Annotated in this window: 18 protein-coding genes and 1 pseudogene; 3 read left to right on the forward strand and 16 right to left on the reverse strand. The window is 67.9% G+C overall.

Annotated elements, in window-relative coordinates; all coding sequences use genetic code 11:
• The first annotated feature begins 102 nt into the window (after positions 1 to 102).
• Positions 103 to 1,146, forward strand: a complete 1,044-nt coding sequence (locus PDM28_RS16110; RefSeq protein ID WP_311182830.1) for an oxidoreductase — start codon at positions 103 to 105, stop codon at positions 1,144 to 1,146.
• Positions 1,147 to 1,156: 10 nt separating this feature from the next.
• Here the strand turns inward: PDM28_RS16110 and gnd are convergent, their stop codons facing one another.
• The 7 genes from gnd to PDM28_RS16145 all read right to left on the reverse strand — a co-directional run bounded on the left by gnd (position 1,157) and on the right by PDM28_RS16145 (position 8,622).
• Positions 1,157 to 2,062 (reverse strand): phosphogluconate dehydrogenase (NAD(+)-dependent, decarboxylating), encoded by a 906-nt coding sequence (gnd, locus tag PDM28_RS16115; protein ID WP_311182831.1) that lies wholly within the window; start codon positions 2,060 to 2,062, stop codon positions 1,157 to 1,159.
• Positions 2,063 to 2,065: 3 nt separating this feature from the next.
• The gene (locus tag PDM28_RS16120) at positions 2,066 to 3,322 is read right to left on the reverse strand and encodes a hypothetical protein (RefSeq protein ID WP_425507609.1); all 1,257 of its coding nucleotides are present in this window, start codon (positions 3,320 to 3,322) and stop codon (positions 2,066 to 2,068) included.
• Between the two features lie 11 nt (positions 3,323 to 3,333).
• On the reverse strand, positions 3,334 to 4,071 hold the full coding sequence (locus tag PDM28_RS16125) for a DUF2242 domain-containing protein (RefSeq protein ID WP_311182832.1): 738 nt from the start codon (positions 4,069 to 4,071) through the stop codon (positions 3,334 to 3,336).
• 125 nt (positions 4,072 to 4,196) lie between these two features.
• The gene (locus tag PDM28_RS16130; RefSeq protein WP_102945430.1) at positions 4,197 to 6,374 is read right to left on the reverse strand and encodes a carboxy terminal-processing peptidase; all 2,178 of its coding nucleotides are present in this window, start codon (positions 6,372 to 6,374) and stop codon (positions 4,197 to 4,199) included.
• Positions 6,375 to 6,642: 268 nt separating this feature from the next.
• Positions 6,643 to 7,653 carry a lipoyl synthase gene (gene lipA, locus PDM28_RS16135; protein WP_311182833.1) on the reverse strand — a complete coding sequence of 337 codons (1,011 nt, stop codon included), beginning with the start codon at positions 7,651 to 7,653 and terminating at the stop codon, positions 6,643 to 6,645.
• Positions 7,646 to 8,356, reverse strand: a complete 711-nt coding sequence (gene lipB, locus PDM28_RS16140) for a lipoyl(octanoyl) transferase LipB (RefSeq protein ID WP_102945034.1) — start codon at positions 8,354 to 8,356, stop codon at positions 7,646 to 7,648. Before lipB ends, lipA begins: the two co-directional genes overlap by 8 nt.
• Entirely contained in the window at positions 8,344 to 8,622 is a 279-nt protein-coding gene (locus PDM28_RS16145) for a DUF493 family protein (RefSeq protein WP_311182834.1), read from the reverse strand. Before PDM28_RS16145 ends, lipB begins: the two co-directional genes overlap by 13 nt.
• Positions 8,623 to 8,812: 190 nt before the next feature.
• On the opposite strand from PDM28_RS16145, the gene PDM28_RS16150 reads away from it, so the two are divergent.
• Positions 8,813 to 9,877 (forward strand): lipid A deacylase LpxR family protein, encoded by a 1,065-nt coding sequence (locus PDM28_RS16150; protein ID WP_102945032.1) that lies wholly within the window; start codon positions 8,813 to 8,815, stop codon positions 9,875 to 9,877.
• A gap of 94 nt (positions 9,878 to 9,971) precedes the next feature.
• Here PDM28_RS16150 and PDM28_RS16155 read toward each other — a convergent pair whose 3' ends face one another.
• The 8 genes and pseudogenes from PDM28_RS16155 to PDM28_RS16190 form a co-directional block, all read right to left on the reverse strand.
• A complete protein-coding gene (locus PDM28_RS16155) occupies positions 9,972 to 11,189 on the reverse strand; it encodes a D-alanyl-D-alanine carboxypeptidase family protein (RefSeq protein ID WP_102945031.1) in 1,218 nt (405 codons plus the stop codon).
• A 101-nt stretch (positions 11,190 to 11,290) separates the two neighbouring features.
• Complete coding sequence (locus PDM28_RS16160) at positions 11,291 to 12,541, reverse strand: septal ring lytic transglycosylase RlpA family protein (protein ID WP_311182835.1); 1,251 nt, start codon at positions 12,539 to 12,541, stop codon at positions 11,291 to 11,293.
• A complete protein-coding gene (mltB, locus tag PDM28_RS16165) occupies positions 12,538 to 13,683 on the reverse strand; it encodes a lytic murein transglycosylase B (protein WP_311182836.1) in 1,146 nt (381 codons plus the stop codon). The genes PDM28_RS16160 and mltB overlap by 4 nt, the downstream gene beginning before the upstream one ends.
• A gap of 511 nt (positions 13,684 to 14,194) precedes the next feature.
• Complete coding sequence (rodA, locus tag PDM28_RS16170; protein WP_102947248.1) at positions 14,195 to 15,307, reverse strand: rod shape-determining protein RodA; 1,113 nt, start codon at positions 15,305 to 15,307, stop codon at positions 14,195 to 14,197.
• A complete protein-coding gene (gene mrdA / locus PDM28_RS16175; protein ID WP_311182837.1) occupies positions 15,304 to 17,367 on the reverse strand; it encodes a penicillin-binding protein 2 in 2,064 nt (687 codons plus the stop codon). The genes rodA and mrdA overlap by 4 nt, the downstream gene beginning before the upstream one ends.
• A 1-nt stretch (position 17,368) precedes the next feature.
• Positions 17,369 to 17,854: a rod shape-determining protein MreD gene (gene mreD / locus PDM28_RS16180; protein WP_070208914.1), complete on the reverse strand. Its 486-nt coding sequence runs from the start codon at positions 17,852 to 17,854 to the stop codon at positions 17,369 to 17,371.
• A pseudogene (mreC, locus tag PDM28_RS16185) lies at positions 17,854 to 18,846 on the reverse strand (rod shape-determining protein MreC); the annotation flags it as partial. The pseudogene mreC and the gene mreD, both read right to left, overlap by 1 nt.
• Positions 18,847 to 18,978: 132 nt before the next feature.
• Entirely contained in the window at positions 18,979 to 20,025 is a 1,047-nt protein-coding gene (locus tag PDM28_RS16190) for a rod shape-determining protein (protein WP_102947251.1), read from the reverse strand.
• Between the two features lie 274 nt (positions 20,026 to 20,299).
• Between PDM28_RS16190 and PDM28_RS16195 the strand changes: the two genes are divergently transcribed.
• Positions 20,300 to 21,238 carry a carbohydrate kinase family protein gene (locus PDM28_RS16195; RefSeq protein WP_311182839.1) on the forward strand — a complete coding sequence of 313 codons (939 nt, stop codon included), beginning with the start codon at positions 20,300 to 20,302 and terminating at the stop codon, positions 21,236 to 21,238.
• Between the two features lie 143 nt (positions 21,239 to 21,381).
• Here PDM28_RS16195 and PDM28_RS16200 read toward each other — a convergent pair whose 3' ends face one another.
• Positions 21,382 to 22,113 (reverse strand): hypothetical protein, encoded by a 732-nt coding sequence (locus tag PDM28_RS16200; RefSeq protein WP_311182840.1) that lies wholly within the window; start codon positions 22,111 to 22,113, stop codon positions 21,382 to 21,384.
• Positions 22,114 to 22,136: the final 23 nt, after the last annotated feature.

Below are 22,136 nucleotides of genomic sequence, written 5' to 3' on the forward strand. Positions count from 1 at the left end.
CAAATCGCCGTGAACCAGTCAGCTTGATCCCCAACGGTTCACGTTTCCGCACTGCATCAATTGCAATTATTCTTACTCCCCGCATACAGCAAAGGCGATTTCATGAGCGCGATCCTGCAGGTGGGACTGATCGGTTACGGCCTGGCCGGCAGCGTGTTCCATGCACCGCTGATCCAGCACACGCCCGGGCTGGCCTTGCACGCCATCGTCAGTTCGCAGCGCGACCGCCTGCTGCGCACGTTCACCGACGTGCATGTGCACGCGCAGGTGGACGACCTGCTGGCCGACCCGGCCATCGACGCAGTGGTGATCGCCACGCCGAACGAGCAGCATGCGCCGCTGGCACTGGCGGCGCTGCAGGCCGGCAAGCATGTGCTGGTGGATAAACCCTTTGCGTTGAGCACGGCCGAAGCGCGCAGCGTAGTCGACGCCGCACGCAGCGCCGAGCGCGTAGTCAGCGTGTTCCAGAACCGGCGTTTCGATGCCGACTACCTCAGCCTGCGTGGCGTGCTGGAGTCCGGCGCATTGGGACGGATCGCCGAATGCCATTCGCACTTCGACCGCTTCCGCCCGCAGGTGCGCGACCGCTGGCGCGAGAGCGACGCACCGGGCAGTGGCTTGTGGATGGATCTCGGCCCGCACCTGCTCGACCAGATGCTGCAGCTGTTTGGCTGGCCCGAAGCGATCAGTGCCGACATCGACGCGCAACGCGACGGCGCACGCAGCGATGACTATTTCCATGCGGTGCTGCACTACCCCGGCCTGCGCGCGATCGTGCATGCGGGCTCGCTGGTGGCGGCCTCCGCAACGCGCTTCGCGGTGCATGGCAGCCACGGCAGTTACCTGAAGGACGGTCGCGACGTGCAGGAAGACCAGTTGCGCCAGGGCATCGCGCCAGGCGCACCGGGCTGGGGGCTGGACCCGGTGCATGGGCAGCAGGTACAGGTGGATGGAGATGGCAAGGTGCACCGGCACAGCGTGGACAACGTGCTGGGCGACTACCGGCGCTTCTATGCCGCATTCCGCGACGCGATGCTCGGCGAAGGCGAACCGCCGGTGACTGCCGAGCAGGCCCTCCAACTGATGCGCCTGTTGGAAGCCGGCCGCGAAAGCGCCGACACCGGTCGGCGCGTGGACCTGCGCTGATCGGACCGCGTTACTCCTTCATCATCGCGTGGCCGCCGAACTGGTTGCGCAAGGCGGAGAGCATGCGGTCGCTGAAGGAATTCTTTTCGCGCGAGCGCAGGCGTTCCAGCAGCGACAGGGTAATCACCGGCGCCGACACATCCAGGTCGATCGCTTCGGCCACGGTCCAGCGGCCTTCGCCGGAATCGGGCACGAACGGGGCGATGCCGTCCAGCTGCGGGTTGCGCTGCAACGCGTCGGCACTCAGGTCGAGCAGCCACGAGCGCACCACGCTGCCGTGCTGCCACGCCTTCGCAACCTCGCCCAGGTCCAGGTTGAACTCGGTCTTGCGCTGCATCAGCGCGAAGCCTTCGGCATAGGCCTGCATCATTCCGTATTCGATGCCGTTGTGGACCATCTTGCAGAAGTGCCCTGCCCCGCTCGGCCCCACGTGCGCCCAGCCGCTGTCTTCGGCCGGCGCCAGGGTGCGGAAGATCGCACCAATGCGCTGCACTGCTTCGGCGTCACCGCCGATCATCAGGCTGTAGCCTTCCTGCAGGCCCCACACGCCGCCGCTGGTGCCGCAGTCGATGTAGGTCACGTCTTCTTCCAGCAGCTGCGCGGACCGGCGCATCGAATCCTTGTAGTACGAATTGCCGCCGTCGATCACCACGTCGCCTTCGGACAGGTGCGGCGACAGCGAGGCCAACGTCTGGTCGACCACCTCACCGGCCGGCACCATCAGCCACACCACGCGCGGTACCGACATCGTCGCCAGCGCGTCGGCGACGGTCGCACTCACCTCGAAGCCGCGCTCGGCGGCGCTGGCGCGTGCGGCCTCGCCCGGGTCCACGCCGATCACGCGGTGGCCGCCGCGATGCAGCCGCTCGGCCATGTTGGCGCCCATGCGCCCCAGTCCAATCATTGCAATTTCCATGACTCACCTCTGCTCGGGTTGCGAATCTTTCGATGCTGCCGCGCACTGCTGGAGTTGGGTATCCACCCAGCGGCGGTACAGCGTGGTATGCAGGTTGTGCAGGCCCAGCTCGAACGCGAACGGCGTGCGCGGATTGCGGTCGAGCAGGCGTGCCACGTGATAGCCCACCGGACGTATACCGCGCGGGTGCACATAAATCACGAACCCCTGGTAGAACGGATCGTCCAGCAGGGCGTCCAGTTCAGCCAGCACCGGCTGCTGCCGCGCCGGCAGCGACGCACGCAGGTCCGGGTCGCGCTCGAACAGCAGCCGCTCGAAGCGCCGCGGCCCCGGCCCGGGAATCTGGCTGGCCAGCTCCCAGATGCGGCGATTGATGCGGTCGTAGTGGGCGAAGCCGCCGTGCGTGCGCAGCGCCTCGCCCGCCGCCGCGCTCACCTCCACCACCACGAAGTTCTCTGCCTGGTTGTTGATGTCATCCAGGAACTGGCGGTCGAACACGTGCTCGATGAAACCCGGCGTGCCGACGAACGCCTGGCGACCCCTGCGCGAGGTACGCACGGCCTTGCCGTCGGCGAAGAATTCCCCGGCGTGCTTGCCGAGGAGGATGCTGTCGGTGTCGTGCAGGGTCAGGAAGGTGCCGATGGAGAGCTCGGCCGGGCTGAACGCCGCATCGAAGCCGGCGTCGCCGTACAGCTCGCGCTGGGTGGCCAGCTGTGCGACCTGGCGGCCCACCCCGCACTCGCTGCGCACCCGGCCGTCGTAGAACGCCTGCAGGGCCGTGCTGTTGCGGCCGGCCGGCTGGTAGCCGCGGCCGAGGCTGCGGAAACCTTCCCAGCCCTGCGCGGCGGCGCCGCCAGGGCCGAAGCCGATCCAGCCCAGCTGCAGTCCGGAAAAGCGATAGCCCGGATTGTCCTGCAGCCGGGTGGCGGCGCGCCGGGTCGCGTTGCCCAGTTCGAAGGTGTACGCACAGACCGTCGCCGGATCGTCCAGCAGGGTGCGCAGGAAGGGCGCCCGCTGAGCGGCTGACCAGGTACGCGGCATCTCCACGCGCAGGTCTCCGGCCGCCTGCGCATCGCGCAGCGTGTCGCGGTCGCAGACCGGGCCACCGTGCACGCGCGGCGCATCGATATCGGCCTGGGCCAGCTGCCAGCCCAGGCGTTCAAGCAGAGACTGCACGCAGTCGGTCGGCGCGGCGATCGTTGCGCCAGACAGCGACAACGCCACGGCAAGCGCCAGCACCGGAAGTCGCGGACGCGCCACCCCGGCCCCGATCAGTTCAGCGGCGTGGGCGTGTCAGCGGGCGGCGTTGGAACGTCAGCAGCTTCGGCAGCGTGATCCACTGCAGGCACCGCCTCGGCCGGAGCAGGTTCCGGCAACGTCGCGGTTGGCATGGCTGCGGGCGCAGCCGCAGGGGGCAGCGGCGCCGCCGGACGTGGTTCCGGAACCGGCGTCTGCGGGGCCGGCACCGGCGGTACAGGTTCGGGGGTGCCGGCCTTGGCCGCCGGCAGGTACTGCTGCAGGCGGGCAAAGAAGCGGCGGTAGAAGTCGGCGTCCTGCACGGTGCTGCTGGCCACCTTCACCAAAGAGTCGTCATTGCTGCCGAACGGCAGCGACACCGAGCCCAGCGCGCCGACGCCGACACTGGCCGAGGTCGGGCTCTTCTTCAACGCATAGCGGTCCTGCACCGCGCTGATGAACACCAGCGCCTCGTCGCCGCGCGCCGCGCAGGAAATGCGCAGCACCAGCTGCTCGTGCGCGTCGTCGCGCGGCTGGAAGTTCTTGTTGCCTTCCACCGCATCGGCATCGGCGCGGGCGATCGCGTAGCCCTGGCTGAGCAGGGTGCGCCGCGCCGCCTCGCAGGCCTGGGCCGGGGTACCCGGCACGGTGCGCGAATAGGTATCGCCCGAGTCGAAGGATTCGCGCAACAGCGTGCTGTCGGCCGCCTTGCCGCCGCAGGCGGACAGGGTCAGGGCCAGCAAACCGGCCGGGAGAGCATGGGACAGCCGCATGGGCGCTCCTGCAGGAGGGTCAGCCTCGAAGCATAGGCCCAGCAGCGTATGCGCGGGGTCTAAACGCGAAAGGCCGGCGTCTCCGCCGGCCTCTCGTTTCAGGGGGATTCACCCGATTCCGGCGATCAGTCCGCCCAGCGGCCGGCCGCGGTCGACTGCGGCAGCACCTGGGCCGACAGCGGACGGTCCTCGGCCAGCAGGTTCACCGCGTCGGCCAGGATCGCCGCCGACTCACGCAGCAGCGGATCCGGACGCTTCTCGGCGGCCTTCTCGCGCGCGGCGTCCTTCACGATGTCGCGCTCGTTGCCGGTCAGGCCATCGTCGTTGCTGTCGTCGGCCAGCGGGTCCAGGTCCAGGCCGAGTTCCTTGCGGGTGGCCTGACGCTGCTTGCGCTGGGTTTCCTGGCGCTCACGCTCGGCACGGCGCTCGCCTTCATTGAGCGAGATGTACTTCTTGGCGGCCTCGGTGCGGAACTGCTCCACGTCCTCGTTCCACCACTGGAATTCCTTGTCGGTGGCGATGCGCGCGGCGTGGCGGGTTTCCAGCTTGGGCAGCAGCGGACCGAAGTTGCCGTACTGGGTATGCGGCACGGCGGCGATGCGGGTCCACGGCAGCGCATTGTCGTAGGTGCTTTCGCCGTACTCGCTGGCGTCGACGCTGGCCGGGAAGGCCAGGTCGGGCACCACGCCCTTGTGCTGGGTGCTGCTGCCGCTGACGCGGAAGAACTGCGCGATGGTCAGCTTGACCTGGCCGAAGCGCTGCGCCTCACCGCTCGGCCAGCGGTCCAGGTCGACGATGTTCTGCACGGTGCCCTTGCCGAAGGTGGTTTCACCAATGACCAGGCCGCGGCCGTAGTCCTGGATCGCACCGGCAAAGATTTCCGAGGCCGACGCCGAGCCGCGGTTGATCAGCACCGCCAGCGGGCCGTCCCAAGCCACCGCTTCGCTGCGGTCGTTGTTGACCGTGACCCGGCCACCGGACTCGCGCACCTGCACCACCGGGCCCTGCTCGATGAACAGGCCGGTGAGCTCGATGGCTTCGTCCAGCGAACCGCCGCCGTTGTTGCGCAGGTCCAGCACCACGCCGTCCAGCTTGTCGTTCTTGAAGCCAGCCAGCAGCTTGGCCACGTCGCGGGTGGCCGACGCATAGTCGGTCGCGTTGCGGCGGCGGCCTTCGAAATCCTGGTAGAAGGTCGGCAGCTTGATCACGCCTACGCGGCGCTCAGGCTCACCGTCCTTGGCCGGAATGGTCAGGGTTTCGCCCTTGGCGGCCTGCTCGGCCAGGCGCACCTTCTGCCGGGTCAGCACCAGCATGTGCGGCTTGCCGTCCACGCCTTCCTCGGCCGGAATGAATTCCAGCCGCACCTGGGTGTCCTTCTTGCCGCGGATCTTGGCCACCACGTCGTCGATGCGCCAGCCGATCACGTCTTCGACCGGACCCGACTTGCCTTGGCCGACGCCGACGATGCGGTCGCCCGGCTTCAGCGTGCCGTTCACCGCGGCCGGACCACCGGCGATGATCTCGCGGATCACCACCATGTCATCCTGGCGCTGCAGCTGCGCACCGATGCCTTCCAGCGACAGCGACATCGCCTGGTTGAAATTCTCCGCCGTGCGCGGGGTGAAGTAATCGGTATGCGGATCGACCGCGCTGGTATAGGCGTTGAGGAAGAACTGGAACACGTCCTCGCCCTTCAGCTCGTTGACCGACTTCTCCAGCTGCGCATAGCGCTTGTCGAGCGTCTTGCGGATATCGGCCGGCTGCTTGCCGGCCAGCTTCAGCCGCAGCCAGTCGTTCTTCACCGACTTGCGCCACAGGTCATCCAGCTCGGCGCTGCTCGCCGCCCACGGCACGTCCTTGCGGTCGTACTCGAAGCGCTCGTCGCTGCTGAAGTCGAAATCCTGCTTGAGCAGCTTGCGCGCATAGCCGACCCGCTCGCCCACGCGCTGCTTGTACACCGCAAACACCTGGAACGCCGGCTCCAGCTCACCGCCGCGGATCGCCGAGGAAATGTTGGCCTCGAACGGCGCGAACTTCGTTATATCCGCCTGGGTGAAGAACTGCTTGCTGCCGTCCAGCGACTCCAGGTAGCGCTTGAACACGTCCTTGGAGGTCGCCGCGTCCAGCGCGCGCGGCCGGTACGCATAGCGGCTGTCCGAAAGCAGGCCGTAGACCAGCTTGGAGGTCGTCACCTGGTCGGCGGTCGCCGCCGACGGCAGGGCCGGCGAATCGGCATAGGCAGACAGTGCCAGGGGGGCGCTCAGCGCCAGGGCCATCAGGAATGCGGGGGCTTTGAATTTCATCGACTTGCTCATGGCACCTTGCCAGGGGAGAGACTGCGTGCGGATCTGACCACACGACAGTGCCGAAAGTTGCGGGGTTTGTCATCCACGGCGCCGGAACGCGCATTTCCAGCCTAAACCGGGCGCTGTATGAAGTCGTGAATCCAGTGGATATCCATTGAAACCGGGGGTTTCCAGCGAAACCCCACCGGTGCCTGAACCCGTTGCGGGTCGGCGGGCATTCAGCCCCGTGCACGCTGCGCGGCCGGCCAACGGCCGGCACGGGGGGTCAGGCGACCCCTGCGCCCTTGGCCTGTACGTCGGCGTGGTACGAAGAGCGCACCATCGGGCCGGAGGCCACGTGGCTGAAGCCCAGCGCGTAGCCGTAGTCTTCCAGCGCCTTGTACTCGTCCGGGGTCCAGTAACGCAGCACCGGATGGTGGTGCGCGGTCGGCTGCAGGTACTGGCCGATCGTGATCATGTCCACGTCGTGCGCGCGCAGGTCGCGCATGGTCGCCCGCACCTGGTCCATGTCCTCGCCCAAGCCGAGCATGATCCCCGACTTGGTCGCGATCGACGGGTGCTGCGCCTTGAAGTTCTTCAGCAGGGTCAGCGACCACTGGTAATCCGCGCCCGGCCGCACGTTGCGGTACAGGTCCGGCACGGTTTCGATGTTGTGGTTGAACACGTCCGGCGGGTTGGTCGCCAGGATGTCCAGCGCCCGCTCCATGCGGCCCTTGCCACGGAAGTCCGGGGTCAGCACCTCGATCCGGGTGTTGGGGGACTTCGCGCGGATGGCACCGATGCAGTCGGCGAAATGCTGCGCACCGCCGTCGCGCAGATCATCGCGATCAACGCTGGTCACCACCACGTACTTCAGGCCCATGTCCGCCACGGTCTGCGCCAGGCTGGCCGGCTCGGCCGCGTCCGGCGGCTTCGGCCGGCCATGCGCCACGTCGCAGAACGAACAGCGCCGCGTGCAGACCTCGCCCAGGATCATGAACGTGGCCGTGCCGTGGCTGAAGCACTCGTGGATGTTCGGGCAGCTGGCCTCTTCGCAGACCGTCACCAGGCGGTTCTCGCGCAGCTTGGCCTTCAGGGTCTGCACCGCATTGCCCGACGGGATCCGGACCCGGATCCACGACGGCTTGCGCAGCACCGGCGCGTCGGCGAACTGCACCGGCGAGCGGCCGATCTTGTCACCGCCCAGCTGTTTGACCCCCGCCTGCAACGGCGCGGCGGACGGCGTGTCGCCCTGCACGACCTGCAGGGGAATGATGCGAGCGGTGGTTTCAGTCATGGTCAGTCAGATCGGGCAGGTCCGCGGCAGGCTGGAGGTCCAGGCCGAACTGGCGGGCCAGGTGGCCCAGCAGTACCGGCGTGACGGCCGCCATGCCAGACGGTCCCCCCAAGTCTACCACCGAGGTGACCTGCAGCCCTTGATAGCCGCAGGGATTGATGCGGTGGAACGGTTCCAGGTCCATCGCCACGTTGAAGGCCAGGCCGTGGAAGGTGCAGCCCCGGCGGACCCGGATGCCCAGCGCGGCCACCTTGGCCCCGCCCACGTACACCCCGGGCGCGCCGTCCAGCCGTTCAGCCCCGATATTCCATTCGTCCAGCGTATCGATGATCGCCTGCTCGATCCGGCACACGTAATCGCGCACCCCGATCCCGAGCCGGCGCAGCTGCAGCAGCGGGTAGACCACGATCTGGCCCGGCCCGTGGTAGGTCACCTGGCCGCCGCGGTCCACGTGCAGCACCGGAATGTCGCCCGGCGCCAGCACGTGCTCGTCCTTGCCGGCCTGGCCCAGGGTGAACACCGGGTCGTGCTCGACCACCCACAGCTCGTCGGGGGTGTCGTCGGTGCGCGCGTCGGTGAAACGCTGCATCGCATGCCAGACCGGCGCGTAGGGCTGGCGGCCCAGGTCGCGCACGATGGCCGGCCGGGCTACGCGCTGCCCGGGGGCCGCGGCGTCCAGCGCACACGCGCTTACAGGGTCCACTTCACTTCCGGGTGGTTGCGCAGCGCCTCATGGGCGGCGTCGAGCTGCTCACGGGTTTCGGCCTTGAAGACCAGCTTCACCGAGACATACTTGCCGTTCGACGAGGTCTTCCAGTTGATGCGCTCCTTGAGCACCTCAATGCCGGCAGCCTGCAGCAGCAGCGGAAGTTCATGCTCCAGACCGATGTTCGCCGCGCCCATCGCGCTGAGCTCGAACTGACCGGGGAACTGGAAGCCGTGTTCGGGGTTGTCAGACTTGATTTCCATGGCGGGATTATGGGGATGGAAACGACGGAACCCAAGCCCTGCGGGAACGTGCGCACAGTGGCACCCAACGTTGCGTGAAGATCGGCGTTCATCAACAAAACGATCCAGTGCATGCGCGGCGTTGAGATGGCCTCACACCCTGACTACGCTGCACCCGCTTAAAAGTGGATAAACCATCAGCGGGACTCCCATGCAGTTCAAGCCCTTTGCGTTGCCGGCCGCACTCGCCGGTGCCCTTGCCTTTGCCGTGCCCACCGTACAGGCGGCCGAGCAGTGCGGTCCCGATGCGATGAGCGAGCATCCCCCGCAGATCAACTTCCGCGTAGACAACGACCTGTTCGGCGGCGCCGACCAGGACCAGGGCTACACCAACGGTGCCCAGATCACCCTGGTCTCGCCGAACCTGGTCGACTACACCGACGATCCCTGCCTGCCGCGCCTTGCCCGCTGGGTCAACCGCCACCTCGAACGCCTGGCCCCCGGCGAATTCGAGCAGCAGAACATGATCTTCAGCTTCGCCCAGCAGATCTACACGCCCAAAGACTTCACCCGCCGCGACGTGATCGAGGACGACCGTCCCTACGCCGGCGTGCTGGTTGGCAGCTTCGGCTACAACGCCCGCCGCGGCGACCGCCTGCAGACCACCCAGCTCACCCTTGGCGTGGTCGGGCCGTGGGCGCTGGGCAAGGAAGTGCAGGATGCCGTGCACGACGCGCTCGGCGATGAGAAGTTCCAGGGCTGGGACAACCAGCTGCACAACGAGCCGGTGGTGATGCTGACCCACGAGCGCATGCGCCGCTGGCCGGCCGACGCCACCGACAACCTCAGCGGCTGGGGCTGGGATGCGATCAGCCACTACGGCGGTGCGGTCGGCAACCTGGCCACCCACCTCAACGCCGGCGGCGAAGTACGCTTCGGCTGGAAGCTGCCCGACGATTTCGGCAGCACCCCGCTGCGCCCGGCCGGCGAAAACACCGCGCCCACCCGCGGCGGCAAGCCCAGCGGCTGGTCGTTCCATGTGTTCGCCACCACCGACGCAGCCTGGGTGATCCGTGACATCACCCTGGACGGCAACACCTTCCGCAACAGCCACAGCGTGGACAAGCGCAACGTGGTCGGCCAGGCCGGCTACGGCCTGGCGGTGATGTACAACCGCTGGAAGTTCGCCCTCGCCCGCTACCACAGCACCCGCGAGTTCGACCTGCAGGACCAGTCGCCGATCTATGGGTCATTTACGATCAGCAGATCGCTGTAGCGATCTGCTGTAGGTACCGGCCGCTGGCCGGTACACCGAAAAGAAAAAGACCGGCCATGGCCGGTCTTTTTTTGCTTTTCACGGCCGGGCCGGATTATTCCGATTCCCACCACATCCAGAAGCTGTCCCACAGGCGCTTGAAGAAGCCGGCCTCTTCCACCGCGGCCACGGCCACCAGCGGGGCCTGGGCCACCACCTTGCCATCCAGGGTCACTTTCAGCGTGCCAACTTCCTGGCCCGCAGTGAACGGCGCTTCCAGGGTCTTGGGCACGTCGATGCTCGGCTTCAGGTCGTTGTAGCGACCGCGCGGCACGCTCACCAGCAGCGGCTGGGCCACGCCCAGCTGCAGCTTGTCGGCCGTGCCCTTCCACACCTTGTGCTCGGCCACGGCCTTGCCCGGCTCATACATGCGGTGCGTTTCGAAGAAACGGAAGCCCCAGTTGAGCAGCGCCAGGCTGTCATCGGCGCGCTGCTTTTCAGAGCTGCCGCCCAGCACCACCGCGATCAGGCGCTGGTCGCCGCGCTGCGCCGAACTCATCAGGCAGTAACCGGCTTCCGAGGTGTGACCGGTCTTGATGCCGTCCACGCTCTGGTCGCGCCACAGCAGCAGGTTGCGGTTGGGCTGGGTGATGCTGCCCACGGTGAATTCCTTCACCTTGTTGTAGGCGTAGGTTTCCGGGTAATCGCGCACGAACGCGCGGCCCAGCAGCGCCAGATCGTAGGCGGTGGTGTGGTGGCCTTCGGCGCTCAGGCCGTGCGCGTTGACGAAGTGCGAGTCCTTCATGCCGATCTTGGCGGCGTAGCTGTTCATCAGCGAAGCGAATGCCTCTTCGCTGCCGGCCACGTGTTCGGCCAGGGCGATCGCCGCGTCGTTGCCCGACTGGATCGCCATGCCCTTTTCCATGTCTTCCAGGCGCGCGGTCTGGTTGACCGGGAAGCCGCTGTAGCTGCCGTCGGTGCCTGCGCCGCCTTCGCGCCAGGCGCGCTCGCTCATCATCACCTGGTCGTCGGTGCGGACCTTGCCGTTCTTCACTTCGGCGGCGACCACGTACGAGGTCATCACCTTGGTGATGCTGGCCGGTGCCAGCTGTTCATTGATGTTTTCGCCCGCCAGCACCTGGCCGGTGGCGTAGTCCATCAGGATCCAGGCCTTGGCCACGCTGGGCTTGGGCGCCGGCGGGGTAGCCACGGTGGCCGGGGCGGCGGCGGCAGGAGCAGGTGCCGGGGCCGGCGTGGGCAGGGGGGTCTGGGCGGAGACCATGCCCACGAACAGGGTCGTGGCCATGGCAGCAGCGGCAAAGCGGAATTTCATCGGACAGCAAGCTCCAGGAAGGCGCCAAGGGGATTACAGGGGAGGGCCATTGTAGGGCCATGGGGTGGCCGCACGCGCAGGCGCGCACGGCGCGGCCGCATTCACTCTTTTACGATCTGGGGCGACCCGAATCCCAGACCGGCAATGCGGCCGGCAAGTTCCGAGGCGCTGGCCGTGTCGGCGGCGGGGACGCGCAGGCGCCACAGGGTGCGGCCCCCGCTGACGATGTCGCTGATGCTGGCGCCGACGATCCCGGCCGAGGACAGCTGGCCCAGCGCGCGGGTGGCGTTTTCACGGCTGGCGAAGCTGGCCACCTGCAGCAGCACGTAGCCGACCTGTTCCTGCAGCGACGCACCTGGCGTCGGCGCAGGCGCCGGGCGTACGACCGTGGGCGCCGGGCGCGCCGCCGCCACGACGGGTGCGACCGGCGGCAGGGTGCTCACGGTGACCGGGCCGGTCTCCAGCGAGGCGGCCTGGGTGGCCGCAGGCTGGGCGCTGCCGGCGGTGCGCGGCGACGGCGGCGGCAATGCGCCGACCAGCCGGTCCATGTCGCTGGCCCGCTTGGCCGGCGCTGCGGGCGCCGGCACCGGCGCAGCGGCCGCGGCGGCAATCGCGCGGCGCTCGCGGCGCGAAGGCTTGTCGGCCAGCAGGTTGTCGTCGCCCGGCTGCAGCGCGCGCACCTCCACGTTGCCGGTGCCGCGCTGGGTGATGCCCAGCCGCACCGCGGCGGCATAACTGAGGTCGACCACCCGGCCGTCATGGAACGGCCCACGGTCGTTGACCCGCACGATCACCGACTCGCCGTTGTCCAGGTTGGTGACCCGCGCGAAACTCGGCAGCGGCAGGGTCTTGTGCGCGGCGGTGAAGGCGTACATGTCGTACACCTCGCGGTTGGAGGTGAGGCGGCCGTGGAATTTGGCGCCGTAATACGACGCGGTGCCCTTCTCCGCGTAGCCGCGGGTGCTGTCCATGACCTGGTACTGCTTGCCCAGTACCGCATACGGCGTCTTGTTGCCGACCGGCGAGCGCGGCAGGTCCACCACCTCCGGCTCGGGAATGCAGGCGACGTTGGGAATGTAGCTGGGGGTGCTGTCGTTCACGCCGGGCTTGTACAGCCCGCCGGCGCGGTAGTTGCCGCGCGTGCTGGGATCCTCGGTGGCCGCCTTGTACGGCGAGCCTTCCGGGCAATGGGCCGGACGGCTGCCCTTGCCCGCGCCCTGCACCAGCGTGCCGCTGGATTTGCCGCCGCCGACGCTGGCGGCCGGCGGCTTCTTCGGTGCACTGCTGCAGGCGGCCAGGGCCAGGATCAGCAGGCTGGGGACCCCCCATCTGCAGCGTGCGAATGCGTTCATGCCGGCGGCAGCTCCTGTCCTGCGATGGCCTGGGACAACTGGTACACGGCCATCGCGTACATTTTGGAAAGGTTGTAGCGGGTGATCGCGTAGTAGTTCTGGAAGCCCAGCCAGTACTGCCTGCCGGTGCTGCCCTCCAACGTGATCGGCGTGGCGGTCAGCCCGGTGGCGACCGGCACGCTGGGCTGGTAGCCGCGCTGGGCCAGTTCGGACAGGGTCCAGCTCGGGGTCCAGTCGGTGGGGTCGAACGGTTCGCGGCCGGCGGCCAGCGTGGCCGGCACCGCGACCGGACCGCCGCGTACCCAGCCGCCCTTCTTGACGAAGTAGTTGGCGATCGAGGAGAACACGTCATCAAAGCTGTTGAACAGGTCGCGGCGGCCATCGCCGTTGCCGTCCACGGCGAAATCCAGGTAGCTGGAGGGCATGAACTGGCCCATGCCCATGGCGCCGGCATAACTGCCCTTGATCGCCAGGATGTCCAGCTTCTCATCGCGGGTGAGCGCGAACAGGCGCGCCAGTTCGTCGCGGAAATACAGTTCGCGGCGCACCTCGCGTTCCAGCTTGGCCGGGTCGCCGCTGCGCGGGTAATTGAAGGCCAGCGTGTACAGCGCATCGAGCACGCGGTAGCTGCCGGTGTTGCCGCCGTAGCTGGTTTCCACGCCGATGATCGCCACGATCACCTCGGCCGGCACGCCGGTGCGCTGCTGCACGCGCATCAGTTCGTCGCGGTGCTGGGCCAGGAATTTCTTCCCGCCGTCGATCCGCGCCTGGCTGATGAACATCGGCCGGTACTCGTTCCACGGCTTGACCCGCTCGGCCGGGCGCGACATCGCCGCGATGATCGGGTCGCGCACCTGCGCCTGGGCCAGCGTGGCTTCGATCTGGGCGGCGGGAATGCCGTAACGCGCAGCGGTGTCGCGCACGAAGTTCGCGCGGGCGATTTCAAACGGAACCGGCGTCAGATCGACCGGCGGCGCGGTGGCCGCGGCACCTTCCGGCGCCGCTTCGGCAGGCCCCTTGTGGGCCACGCCCGGTTTGTTGGGCGCACCCGACGCCTGCGGCGGCGGTGACGGGGACTGCGGCTGGGTCGCGCAGGCGACCAGACCGAGCGTGAGCATGCAAGCCAAAGTGCGTCGAATCATCGCCGCAGGTTAGCAGGTCAAAGATGAAATAAAACCCCTAACACCATGAATCCCAACGATTTGCGTAGACAATCGCACATTCGTTAAGACGGTGTGTAAATGCAGCGATAAGGTCAAGCCGGTCGCGCCCCCATCCCCATGAGCGCGACCGGCCTTACCGACCTGGTCGATACCAGCGCGACGCGCTACTCCCCAGCGCAACGTCGCACCCCCTGTACCCGTTAGGTCAACTACGTCCCGCAGCGCCTGGCGCGTCGCTTGGCACGACGCGCAGCTGCTTGCGGGCCGCCATTGTGCAGGGCGTTTACGACATGTCCATTGATCGTGATCAAGCGCATTCATAACTGTGCGCGCCATCGCACTTTTCCGTCGGGTTGTTGACGCCTTCTACATCCGGGCTGCCGGATTCGGCATATTCGCAACGATCCAATGGCCGGATTGCGCAAAACCTTGCGCTTAAGCGGCCACTGTTTTGACTAGACATAACGGCGCGACGGAAAGTCGCCGCCGTTCAGCTGTAGCCGCCGTGCACCGGATTGTGGGCGCGCGCGGCCATCACCAGCCCGAACCCGGCCAGCAGCGAGACCGCCGAGGTGCCGCCGTAGCTGATCAGCGGCATCGGCACGCCCACCACCGGCAGCAGGCCCGAGATCATGCCGCCGTTGACCAGCACGTAGACGAAGAACGCCAGGCCGGTGGCCCCGGCCAGCAGGCGCGAATAGGAGTCGCGCGACTGCGAGGCGATCCACAGGCAGCGCCCGATCACCACCAGGTACAGCGCCAGCACGGTGGCCACGCCGATCCAGCCGAACTCCTCGCTCAGCACGGAGAACGCGAAGTCGGTGGTCTGCTCCGGAATGAAGTTCAGGTGCGACTGCGAGCCCTGCCCCCAGCCCTTGCCATCCAGCCCCCCGGAGCCGATCGCGATCTTGGACTGGATGATGTTCCAGCCGGCCCCGAGCGCGTCGCTTTCCGGGTCCAGGAACATCATGATGCGGTCCTTCTGGTACGGCCGCAGCAGCCAGATCCAGGCCACCGGCGCCGCCGCGGCCACGCCGCCGACCGCCACGCCGACCCACCACCACGGCAGGCCCGCGAGCAGCAGCACGAAGGCGCCGCTGGCCGCGATCAGCACGCCGGTTCCGAAGTCCGGCTGCAGCATCACCAGGCCGGTCGGCACGCCGATGATCGCTGCGCTCACCAGCACGGTGTTGAAACGCGGCGGCAGCGGCATGCGGTGCAGGTACCAGGCCACCATCATTGGCAGGCTGACCTTGAGCAGCTCGGCCGGCTGCAGGTAGAACAGTTTCAGGTCCAGCCACTGGCGGCCGTACTTGCCGGTGCCGAGCACGAACACCGCCAGCAGCGGGATCATCGAGATAGCATAGATCAGCGGCGTCGCCGAACGGATGCGCAGGATCGGCACCCGCGAAATCATCCACAGCGCGGCCAGGCCGACCGCAAAACGCGCGGCCTGCGCAAACACCAGGCCGTCGCCGCCGGCACTCTTGAGCACCGACAGGCCGATCAGCATCAGCGCGCCCAGCGCCAGGCACAGCACCCAGTCCAGGGTGCTGCAGAAGCGGACGGCCATGTCGGTCGCCCAGCGCAGGAAGACCTTCATCGGGTGCGCTCCGGTGGTGTCGGGGGGGCGGCCGCGGGGGCCAGCGGCGCGCCGGGCACCGGCGCTGGCGCGGGCACCGGCTCGGGCACGCCGACCACGACCGGCAACAACTCCAGCGCGGCAGCGGCGGCATCGCCGGCGTCGCGCGCGGCACTGTCGCCTTCGAAGCCGGTGACGCCGATGGCGGTGGTGCCACGGGCGCTGTCCAGCGGCTCCATGCCCTCGGGCATCTTGCCCAGCAGCCAGGCGTCGAACAGCTTGCGTGCGATCGGGGCCGCCGCCGAGCCGCCGTAACCGCCGCCTTCGACCGCGATGGCCAGCGCGATCACCGGGTTCTCGGCCGGGGCAAAGCCCACGAACAGCGAACGGTGGCGCAGGTGCATCGGCAGGCTCTTGGGATTCACCGCCGCCGTGCCGCGGCGGCTGATCACCTGCGCGGTGCCGGTCTTGCCGGCAATGGTGTACGGCGCACCGGCCGCGGCGCGCGCACCGCTGCCGCCGGGGCGCATGGTGCCCATCATGCCTTCGCGCACCGCCTGCAGGTTGCCCGGGCTGGGGCTGACCGGCTTGCTGTCGCCAGGCGGGGTGGCCACCCAGTCGGCGTCGAATCCTTCGCGCTGCTGCATCACCAGGTGCGGGGTGCGCAGCTGGCCATCGGCGATGCCCCCCACGCCATGCACCAGCTGCAACGGGGTGACCTTCCAGTCGCCCTGGCCGATGCTGACGTTGACGGTGTCGCCGGGATACCAGCGTTCCTTGCGCGACTTGGCCTTGTTCTGCGGCGACGGCAGGATGCCGCCGATTTCGCCGGTGAGATCGATCCCGGTGGGCTGGCCGAAGCCGTAGTAGCCCATGTAGTGGTCGAACTTCTCGATCCCCATGTCCAGGGCGAGCTTGTAGTAATAGGTGTTGACCGACTGCGTGATTGACTTGCGCAGGTCGGTCCAGCCGTGGCCGCCACGATTGGCGTCGCCCCAGCCGCGCGAGGTGCCCGGCAGGTAGAACATGCCGGTGGACAGGATCTTGTCTTCGGGGCGGCGGGTGCCGCTGTCCAGGCCGGCCAGGCCGATCAGCGGCTTGATCGTCGAACCGGGGGCCACGCCACCGAGCACCAGGCGGTTGAACTGCGGCCGCGACGGGTTGTCGTTGAGCGCCTTGAAGTCGGCGTGGGAGATGCCGTTGACGAACAGGTTGGGGTCGTACGACGGCAGGCTGACCATGGCCAGGATCTCGCCGGTGCGCGGGTCCATCGCCACGGCCGAGCCTTCGAACTCGCCGAAGGCAGCCACCATGGCGCGCTGCAGGTCGGCGTCGATGGACAGGCGCAGGTCGCTGCCGGACTGCGCGGCGACCCGGCCGATGGTGCGGATGGCGCGGCCCTGCACGTTGGTTTCGACCTGCTCGTAGCCGACCTTGCCGCGCAGTTCCTGCTCGTAATAGCGCTCCAGCCCGGACTTGCCGATGTGGGTCAGCGCGGCATTGCCCTCGCCCAGCATCTCCAGGTCCTTGTCGTCGACCCGGCCGACGTAGCCGATGATGTGCGCGAACAGGTCGCCGTACGGGTAGCGTCGGGTCAGGTAAGGCTCGAGTTCGACGCCCGGGTAGCGCCAGCGGTCGACCGCGAAGCGCGCCATTTCGTCATCGGTGACGCGCAGCTTGAGGGTCACCGGCAGGAAGCTGCGGCGCGCCTTGCGCGACTTGTTGAAGGTCTCGATGTCTTCCGGGGTGAGGGTCAGGATCTTCGCCAGCCCGGCCAGGGTGGCGTCCATGTCCTTGACCTTGTCCGGGGTGATGTCCAGGCGGAACGCGGGCACGTTCTCGGCCAGCAGGCGCCCGTTGCGGTCGTAGATCATGCCGCGCCCGGGCACGACCGGTCGCGGCTTGATCCGGTTGGCTTCCGAACGCGTGGCGTAGATGTCGTGGTCCAGCACCTGGAGCTTGAAGTACCAGCCGCCCAGGCCCAACAGGCAGACCAGCACGCCGAGGAAGCCCAGCGCGGCGCGCCGCCGGAACTGCTCGGCTTCGGCGTGGGGGTTCTTGGCCTGGCGGCGCACGTACATGTCAGCGCCCGCGACGTCCGAAGCGCACCGCGTCGAGCAGCACGAACACCAGCGGCCACAGGCCCATGCCCAGCAGCGGCGCCCACCAGTACGACCACGGCAGGGTCGGTTCGCCCACCGCGATGTGGACCACGGCGCTGACGATGCGGTCGTTGAACAGCAGGCCGCCAATCGCCAGCACCTGCTGCGACATCGGGAAGAAGCGGATCCGCGCGCGGAAGCGCTGCAGGATGAAGGTGAGCATCACCAGCCGCAGCGCCTGTTCGCCGAGCACGCCGCCGTACAGCAGGTCGGCGATCACGCCGCAGCTGAAGGCCACGCCGAGGCCGACCCGGTCGGGGGCTTCGATCACCCAGTAGGCCAGCACCAGCGCCAGCCAGTAGGGGCGCAGGGGTTGCAGCAGTTCGGGCAGCGGCAGCAGGCCGAGCAGCAGGGCGAGCACGATGCTGACCGGGAGCACCCAGGGTTTGTCGCGCAGGCGGCTCATGGGGTGGGCCCCGTTGCGGCGGGTTGGGGTGTGGGTTGGGCTGGCTGCGGTGCGGTTTCCGTGGGCCGGGCAGAGCCCGGCGCTACCGTCGGTGCCGCTGCTGCGGGGGGACCGCCTGCGGCTTCGGAGAGTTGAAGGTTGGGTGGCACTCGGATTGCGGCGCCTGGCCTCAGCAAGAGCACGTCGCGGCCGCGGTCGAGCTGGGCTGCGGGCTTGAGTTCGCCTACCAGGAAGGCGTGGGTGTCGTCGGGGCGCAGGGCGGTGATCTTTCCGACCGGGAAGCCGGCCGGGAAGCGGCCGCCGAGGCCGGAGGTGACGATCTCGTCGCCGACTTCCACCCCGGCGCTGAGCGGGATGTCGCGCAGCTCGAGGGTGTCGCCGCGCCCGTATACGATCAGGCGCACGCCGTTGCGCGCCACGGTGACCGGTACCGCATGGTCCGGGTCGGTCAGCAGCAGCACGGTGGCGGAGCTGCCGGTGGTGGCGATCACCTGCCCCATCAGGCCGCCGGCGTCGATCACTGCCTGGCCCAGGTGCACGCCGTCGCGGCTGCCGGCGGCCAGCACCAGGCGCTGTTTGACCGGGTCCAGGTCGATGTCCAGGATCGGCGCCAGCTGCACGTCCAGCCCGCTGCGTTCGGCCACGTTGAGCAGTTCGCGCAGCTGGGCATTGTCCAGCGCGGCGGTCTGCAGGCGGGTCAGGCGCGCGTTGGCGATCAGCAGCTGGTTGCGCAGCTGCCGGTTTTCGTCGACCAGCTGGCCATGGCTGGCGGCGTTGTCCTTGACCTGGGTGCCGAGCCGGCCCGGCAGGCCGGCCAGCGCCCACACCGGCTGCACCAGCACGTTGGCCTGGGCGCGCGCACGCGCCAGCCAGCCGGCCTGGTCGTCGAGCACGATCAGGGTGATGGCCAGGGCCAGGTAGGCGAGCAGCCGCAGTGGGCTGCTGGCATCTCCCTGGCGGGAGGCTACGGGAGGACCGGCGTAAGGCGGCACGAGCGGTTTCGACTGATCAGGGTGGGAAGGGAGCGGATGCGACAACGCCCCGGCGCTGCGATGCCCGGCGTGCCAGGCACGCAGTGGGCATCACGCCGCAGGGGCGCGTCCACGACACAGGACCGGAACGGATTACTCCGGCGCAAAGAACTCGTTGCCGTGCATGTCCACCAGCTCCAGCGCACGACCGCCACCGCGGGCCACGCAGGTCAGCGGGTCGTCGGCCACCTGCACGTGCAGGCCGGTTTCCTCGGAGATCAGGCGGTCCAGGTCGCGCAGCAGCGCGCCACCACCGGTGAGCACGATGCCGCGCTCGGCGACGTCGGCGCACAGTTCCGGCGGGGTCTGCTCCAGCGCCAGCTTGACCGCGCTGACGATGCCCGACAGCGGCTCGTGCAGCGCTTCCAGCACTTCGTTGGAGTTGATCTTGATCATCTTCGGCACGCCCTCGGCGAGGTTGCGGCCGGAGATTTCCATCTCGATGACCTCGGCCTGCGGGTAGGCGCAGCCCAGCTCGACCTTGATCCGCTCGGCGGTGGCTTCACCGATCAGCATGCCGTGGTTGCGGCGCACGTAGTTGGTGATCGACTCGTCGAAACGGTCGCCACCGATGCGCACCGAGGCCGAATAGACGATGCCGTTCAGCGAGATCACCGCCACTTCGGTGGTGCCGCCGCCGATGTCGATGACCATCGAGCCACGGGCTTCGGTGACCGGCATGCCGGCGCCGATCGCGGCGGCCATCGGTTCTTCGATCAGGAACACGTCGCGGGCACCGGCCTCCTCGGCCGATTCCTTGATCGCGCGGCGCTCGACCTGGGTCGAACCGGCCGGCACGCAGACCAGCACGCGCGGGCTCGGGCGCAGCACGCGCGACTTGTGCACCTTCTTGATGAAATGCTTGAGCATCGCCTCCGTGTAGGTGAAATCGGCGATGACGCCGTCCTTCATCGGGCGGATGGTGGTGATGTGGCCCGGGGTACGGCCCAGCATCTGCTTGGCTTCGGCGCCGACCGCGGCGACCGAACGGGTACCACCGATGGCACGGTCCTGGCGCACGGCCACGACCGACGGTTCGTTCAGCACGATCCCCTGCCCGCGCACGTAGATGAGGGTATTGGCCGTGCCCAGGTCGATGGACAGGTCATTGGAGAACATGCCACGCAGTTTCTTGAACATCTGGGAGTTGATCCTGAGGGGTGCCGCGCCCAATGCGGAATGGCGAAAAATTGGGCAGAATTCGAGGCCGACAAGCCTAGCAATCCCCCTGTGCGCGAGCAAGGAGAAATCTGCCCCAAAGCCAGCCTCGGCGGCCATTCAGGCGGATCCGGACAGCCGGGGTTCTGGCCCTGCGGCGCCGCACCCGTTAACCTTTGCGCCATTGGGCGCCTCTGGGCGCCGTTTCGTTGCCCGCCTGCCGGGCCTCAAACCCCATTCGCATAGGCCTTAATCGATGTCCGCTCTGATCTGTGGTTCTCTTGCCTTCGACACCATCATGGTGTTCCCGGACCAGTTCAAGAATCACATCCTGCCGGACAAGGTGCACATCCTGAACGTCTCGTTCCTGGTGCCGCGCATGCGCCGCGAGTTCGGTGGCTGCGCCGGCAACATCGCCTACAACCTGCACCTGCTGGGCGGCGAGCCGATCCCGATGGGCACCGTGGGCTCGGATTTCGGCCCGTACCGCGAGTATTTCCAGGGCCTGGGCATCGACCTGAGCCGGATCAAGGTGATCGACGAGCTGTTCACCCCGCAGGCGTTCATCACCACCGACCACGACAACAACCAGATCACCGCCTTCCACCCGGGCGCGATGATGCGGTCGTACGAGAACCACGTGAAGGACGTGCCGGGCGTGACCCTGGGCCTGGTCGGCCCGGACGGCCGTGAAGGCATGATCCAGAACTCGCAGGAGTTCTTCGACGCCGGCGTGCCGTTCATCTTCGACCCGGGCCAGGCGATGCCGCTGTTCAACGGCCCGGAGCTGCGCACCTTCATCGAGCAGGCCGACTACGTGGTGGTCAACGACTACGAGTCGAACCTGCTGCAGGAGCGCACCGGCTGGGACGAAAAGGAGATCGTGAGCCGGGTCAAGGCCTACATCACCACCCGTGGCCCGAAGGGCGCGGTCATCCATACCCCGGAAAAGACCTATGACATTCCGCCGGCGCACGAGCGCCGCGTGGTCGACCCGACCGGTTGCGGCGACGCGTTCCGCGCCGGCCTGATCTACGGCATCGAGAAGGGCTACGACTGGCTGACCATCGGCCGCATGGGCAACCTGATGGGCGCGCTGAAGGTGGAGCACCCCGGCACCCAGAACCAGCGTTTCACGTTCGACGAATTCAACGAGCAATTCAAACAGCAGTTCGGTTACGCCCTTACGGCGTAACCGAGCCTACTGTTTCAATTGCTCGCCCAACATTCGCCATGCGAATGTTGGGCCCCGAGGCATGTCTCCTATCCCCGCGCCTGTCGGCGCGCCCCCTTAACAGAAGGGGGCTGTTTCACCAGAGGGGTGGTCGGGACCTTCGATCAATTCCACCAATTGGGCATTTTGCTGGCGTCCACGCCGCCGGTTTCGAAGACGGCGGTGCGGGTGCCGCCGGCCTTGACCGGGAATTCGATGCTGATGGATTTCGCCTTGCGGGCGAGCTTCCAGAGCGCTTTCTGATCGGTGATGAACATGGCGATGGCCTCGTCGGTCTTCGGGCGCCAGGCGGCCATGTTGATCGGTTTGCCGTCATCCACCGTGACCTTGACCGTGCACTGCGGGCAGCGGAAATCGCCGGCCTGCAGCACCAGGTAGGCGTGGCGCTTCCACTCCGGGTGGTCGCGGAAAATCAGCTGCACCGGCTTGGGACCGCTGCCGTCCACGTCCACGCGCTCCTTGCTGTAGATCGAGGCCGAGACCTGGTTGCCCTTGTTGCCCACCGGCATCTGGTTGTACTGCCACAGGCCCTGCATGCGGCGTAGTTCGCGCGCGGTGTCGGCCTTGGCCTTCACTTCGGCGTAGCCCGGCTCGATCCGCGCGGCCACGTCGGTGTCCTTGTACTGGTCCAGCAACGAACCGCCGTGGATGCGCGCCTTTTCCCAGTCCTGCGCGGCCACGGCCATGTCGTACTGCTTGGCCACGCCTTCGGCCTTCTGCTCCTTCTGCGCCCGGGCGGCGGCATCGGCCGCTTCCTGCGCCCTGCGCTCTTCCTCGGGGTTGCTGCACGCGGCCAGGGCGAACGCGCAGGCGGCGGCGAGGATCAATCGTTTCATCGGCAGGTCCGGTTGCAGGGAGT

The sequence above is a fragment of the Stenotrophomonas aracearum genome, assembly GCF_031834615.1.
Lineage (GTDB): Bacteria > Pseudomonadota > Gammaproteobacteria > Xanthomonadales > Xanthomonadaceae > Stenotrophomonas > Stenotrophomonas aracearum.

Coding starts and splice junctions, on each gene's coding strand:
- PDM28_RS16110 (WP_311182830.1), top strand. CDS start 103: ATGAGCGCGATCCTGCAGGTGGGACTGATCGGTTACGGCCTGGCCGGC.
- gnd (WP_311182831.1), bottom strand. CDS start 2,062: ATGGAAATTGCAATGATTGGACTGGGGCGCATGGGCGCCAACATGGCC.
- PDM28_RS16125 (WP_311182832.1), bottom strand. CDS start 4,071: ATGCGGCTGTCCCATGCTCTCCCGGCCGGTTTGCTGGCCCTGACCCTG.
- PDM28_RS16130 (WP_102945430.1), bottom strand. CDS start 6,374: ATGAAATTCAAAGCCCCCGCATTCCTGATGGCCCTGGCGCTGAGCGCC.
- lipA (WP_311182833.1), bottom strand. CDS start 7,653: ATGACTGAAACCACCGCTCGCATCATTCCCCTGCAGGTCGTGCAGGGC.
- PDM28_RS16145 (WP_311182834.1), bottom strand. CDS start 8,622: ATGGAAATCAAGTCTGACAACCCCGAACACGGCTTCCAGTTCCCCGGT.
- PDM28_RS16150 (WP_102945032.1), top strand. CDS start 8,813: ATGCAGTTCAAGCCCTTTGCGTTGCCGGCCGCACTCGCCGGTGCCCTT.
- PDM28_RS16155 (WP_102945031.1), bottom strand. CDS start 11,189: ATGAAATTCCGCTTTGCCGCTGCTGCCATGGCCACGACCCTGTTCGTG.
- PDM28_RS16160 (WP_311182835.1), bottom strand. CDS start 12,541: ATGAACGCATTCGCACGCTGCAGATGGGGGGTCCCCAGCCTGCTGATC.
- mltB (WP_311182836.1), bottom strand. CDS start 13,683: ATGATTCGACGCACTTTGGCTTGCATGCTCACGCTCGGTCTGGTCGCC.
- rodA (WP_102947248.1), bottom strand. CDS start 15,307: ATGAAGGTCTTCCTGCGCTGGGCGACCGACATGGCCGTCCGCTTCTGC.
- mrdA (WP_311182837.1), bottom strand. CDS start 17,367: ATGTACGTGCGCCGCCAGGCCAAGAACCCCCACGCCGAAGCCGAGCAG.
- mreD (WP_070208914.1), bottom strand. CDS start 17,854: ATGAGCCGCCTGCGCGACAAACCCTGGGTGCTCCCGGTCAGCATCGTG.
- PDM28_RS16190 (WP_102947251.1), bottom strand. CDS start 20,025: ATGTTCAAGAAACTGCGTGGCATGTTCTCCAATGACCTGTCCATCGAC.
- PDM28_RS16195 (WP_311182839.1), top strand. CDS start 20,300: ATGTCCGCTCTGATCTGTGGTTCTCTTGCCTTCGACACCATCATGGTG.
- PDM28_RS16200 (WP_311182840.1), bottom strand. CDS start 22,113: ATGAAACGATTGATCCTCGCCGCCGCCTGCGCGTTCGCCCTGGCCGCG.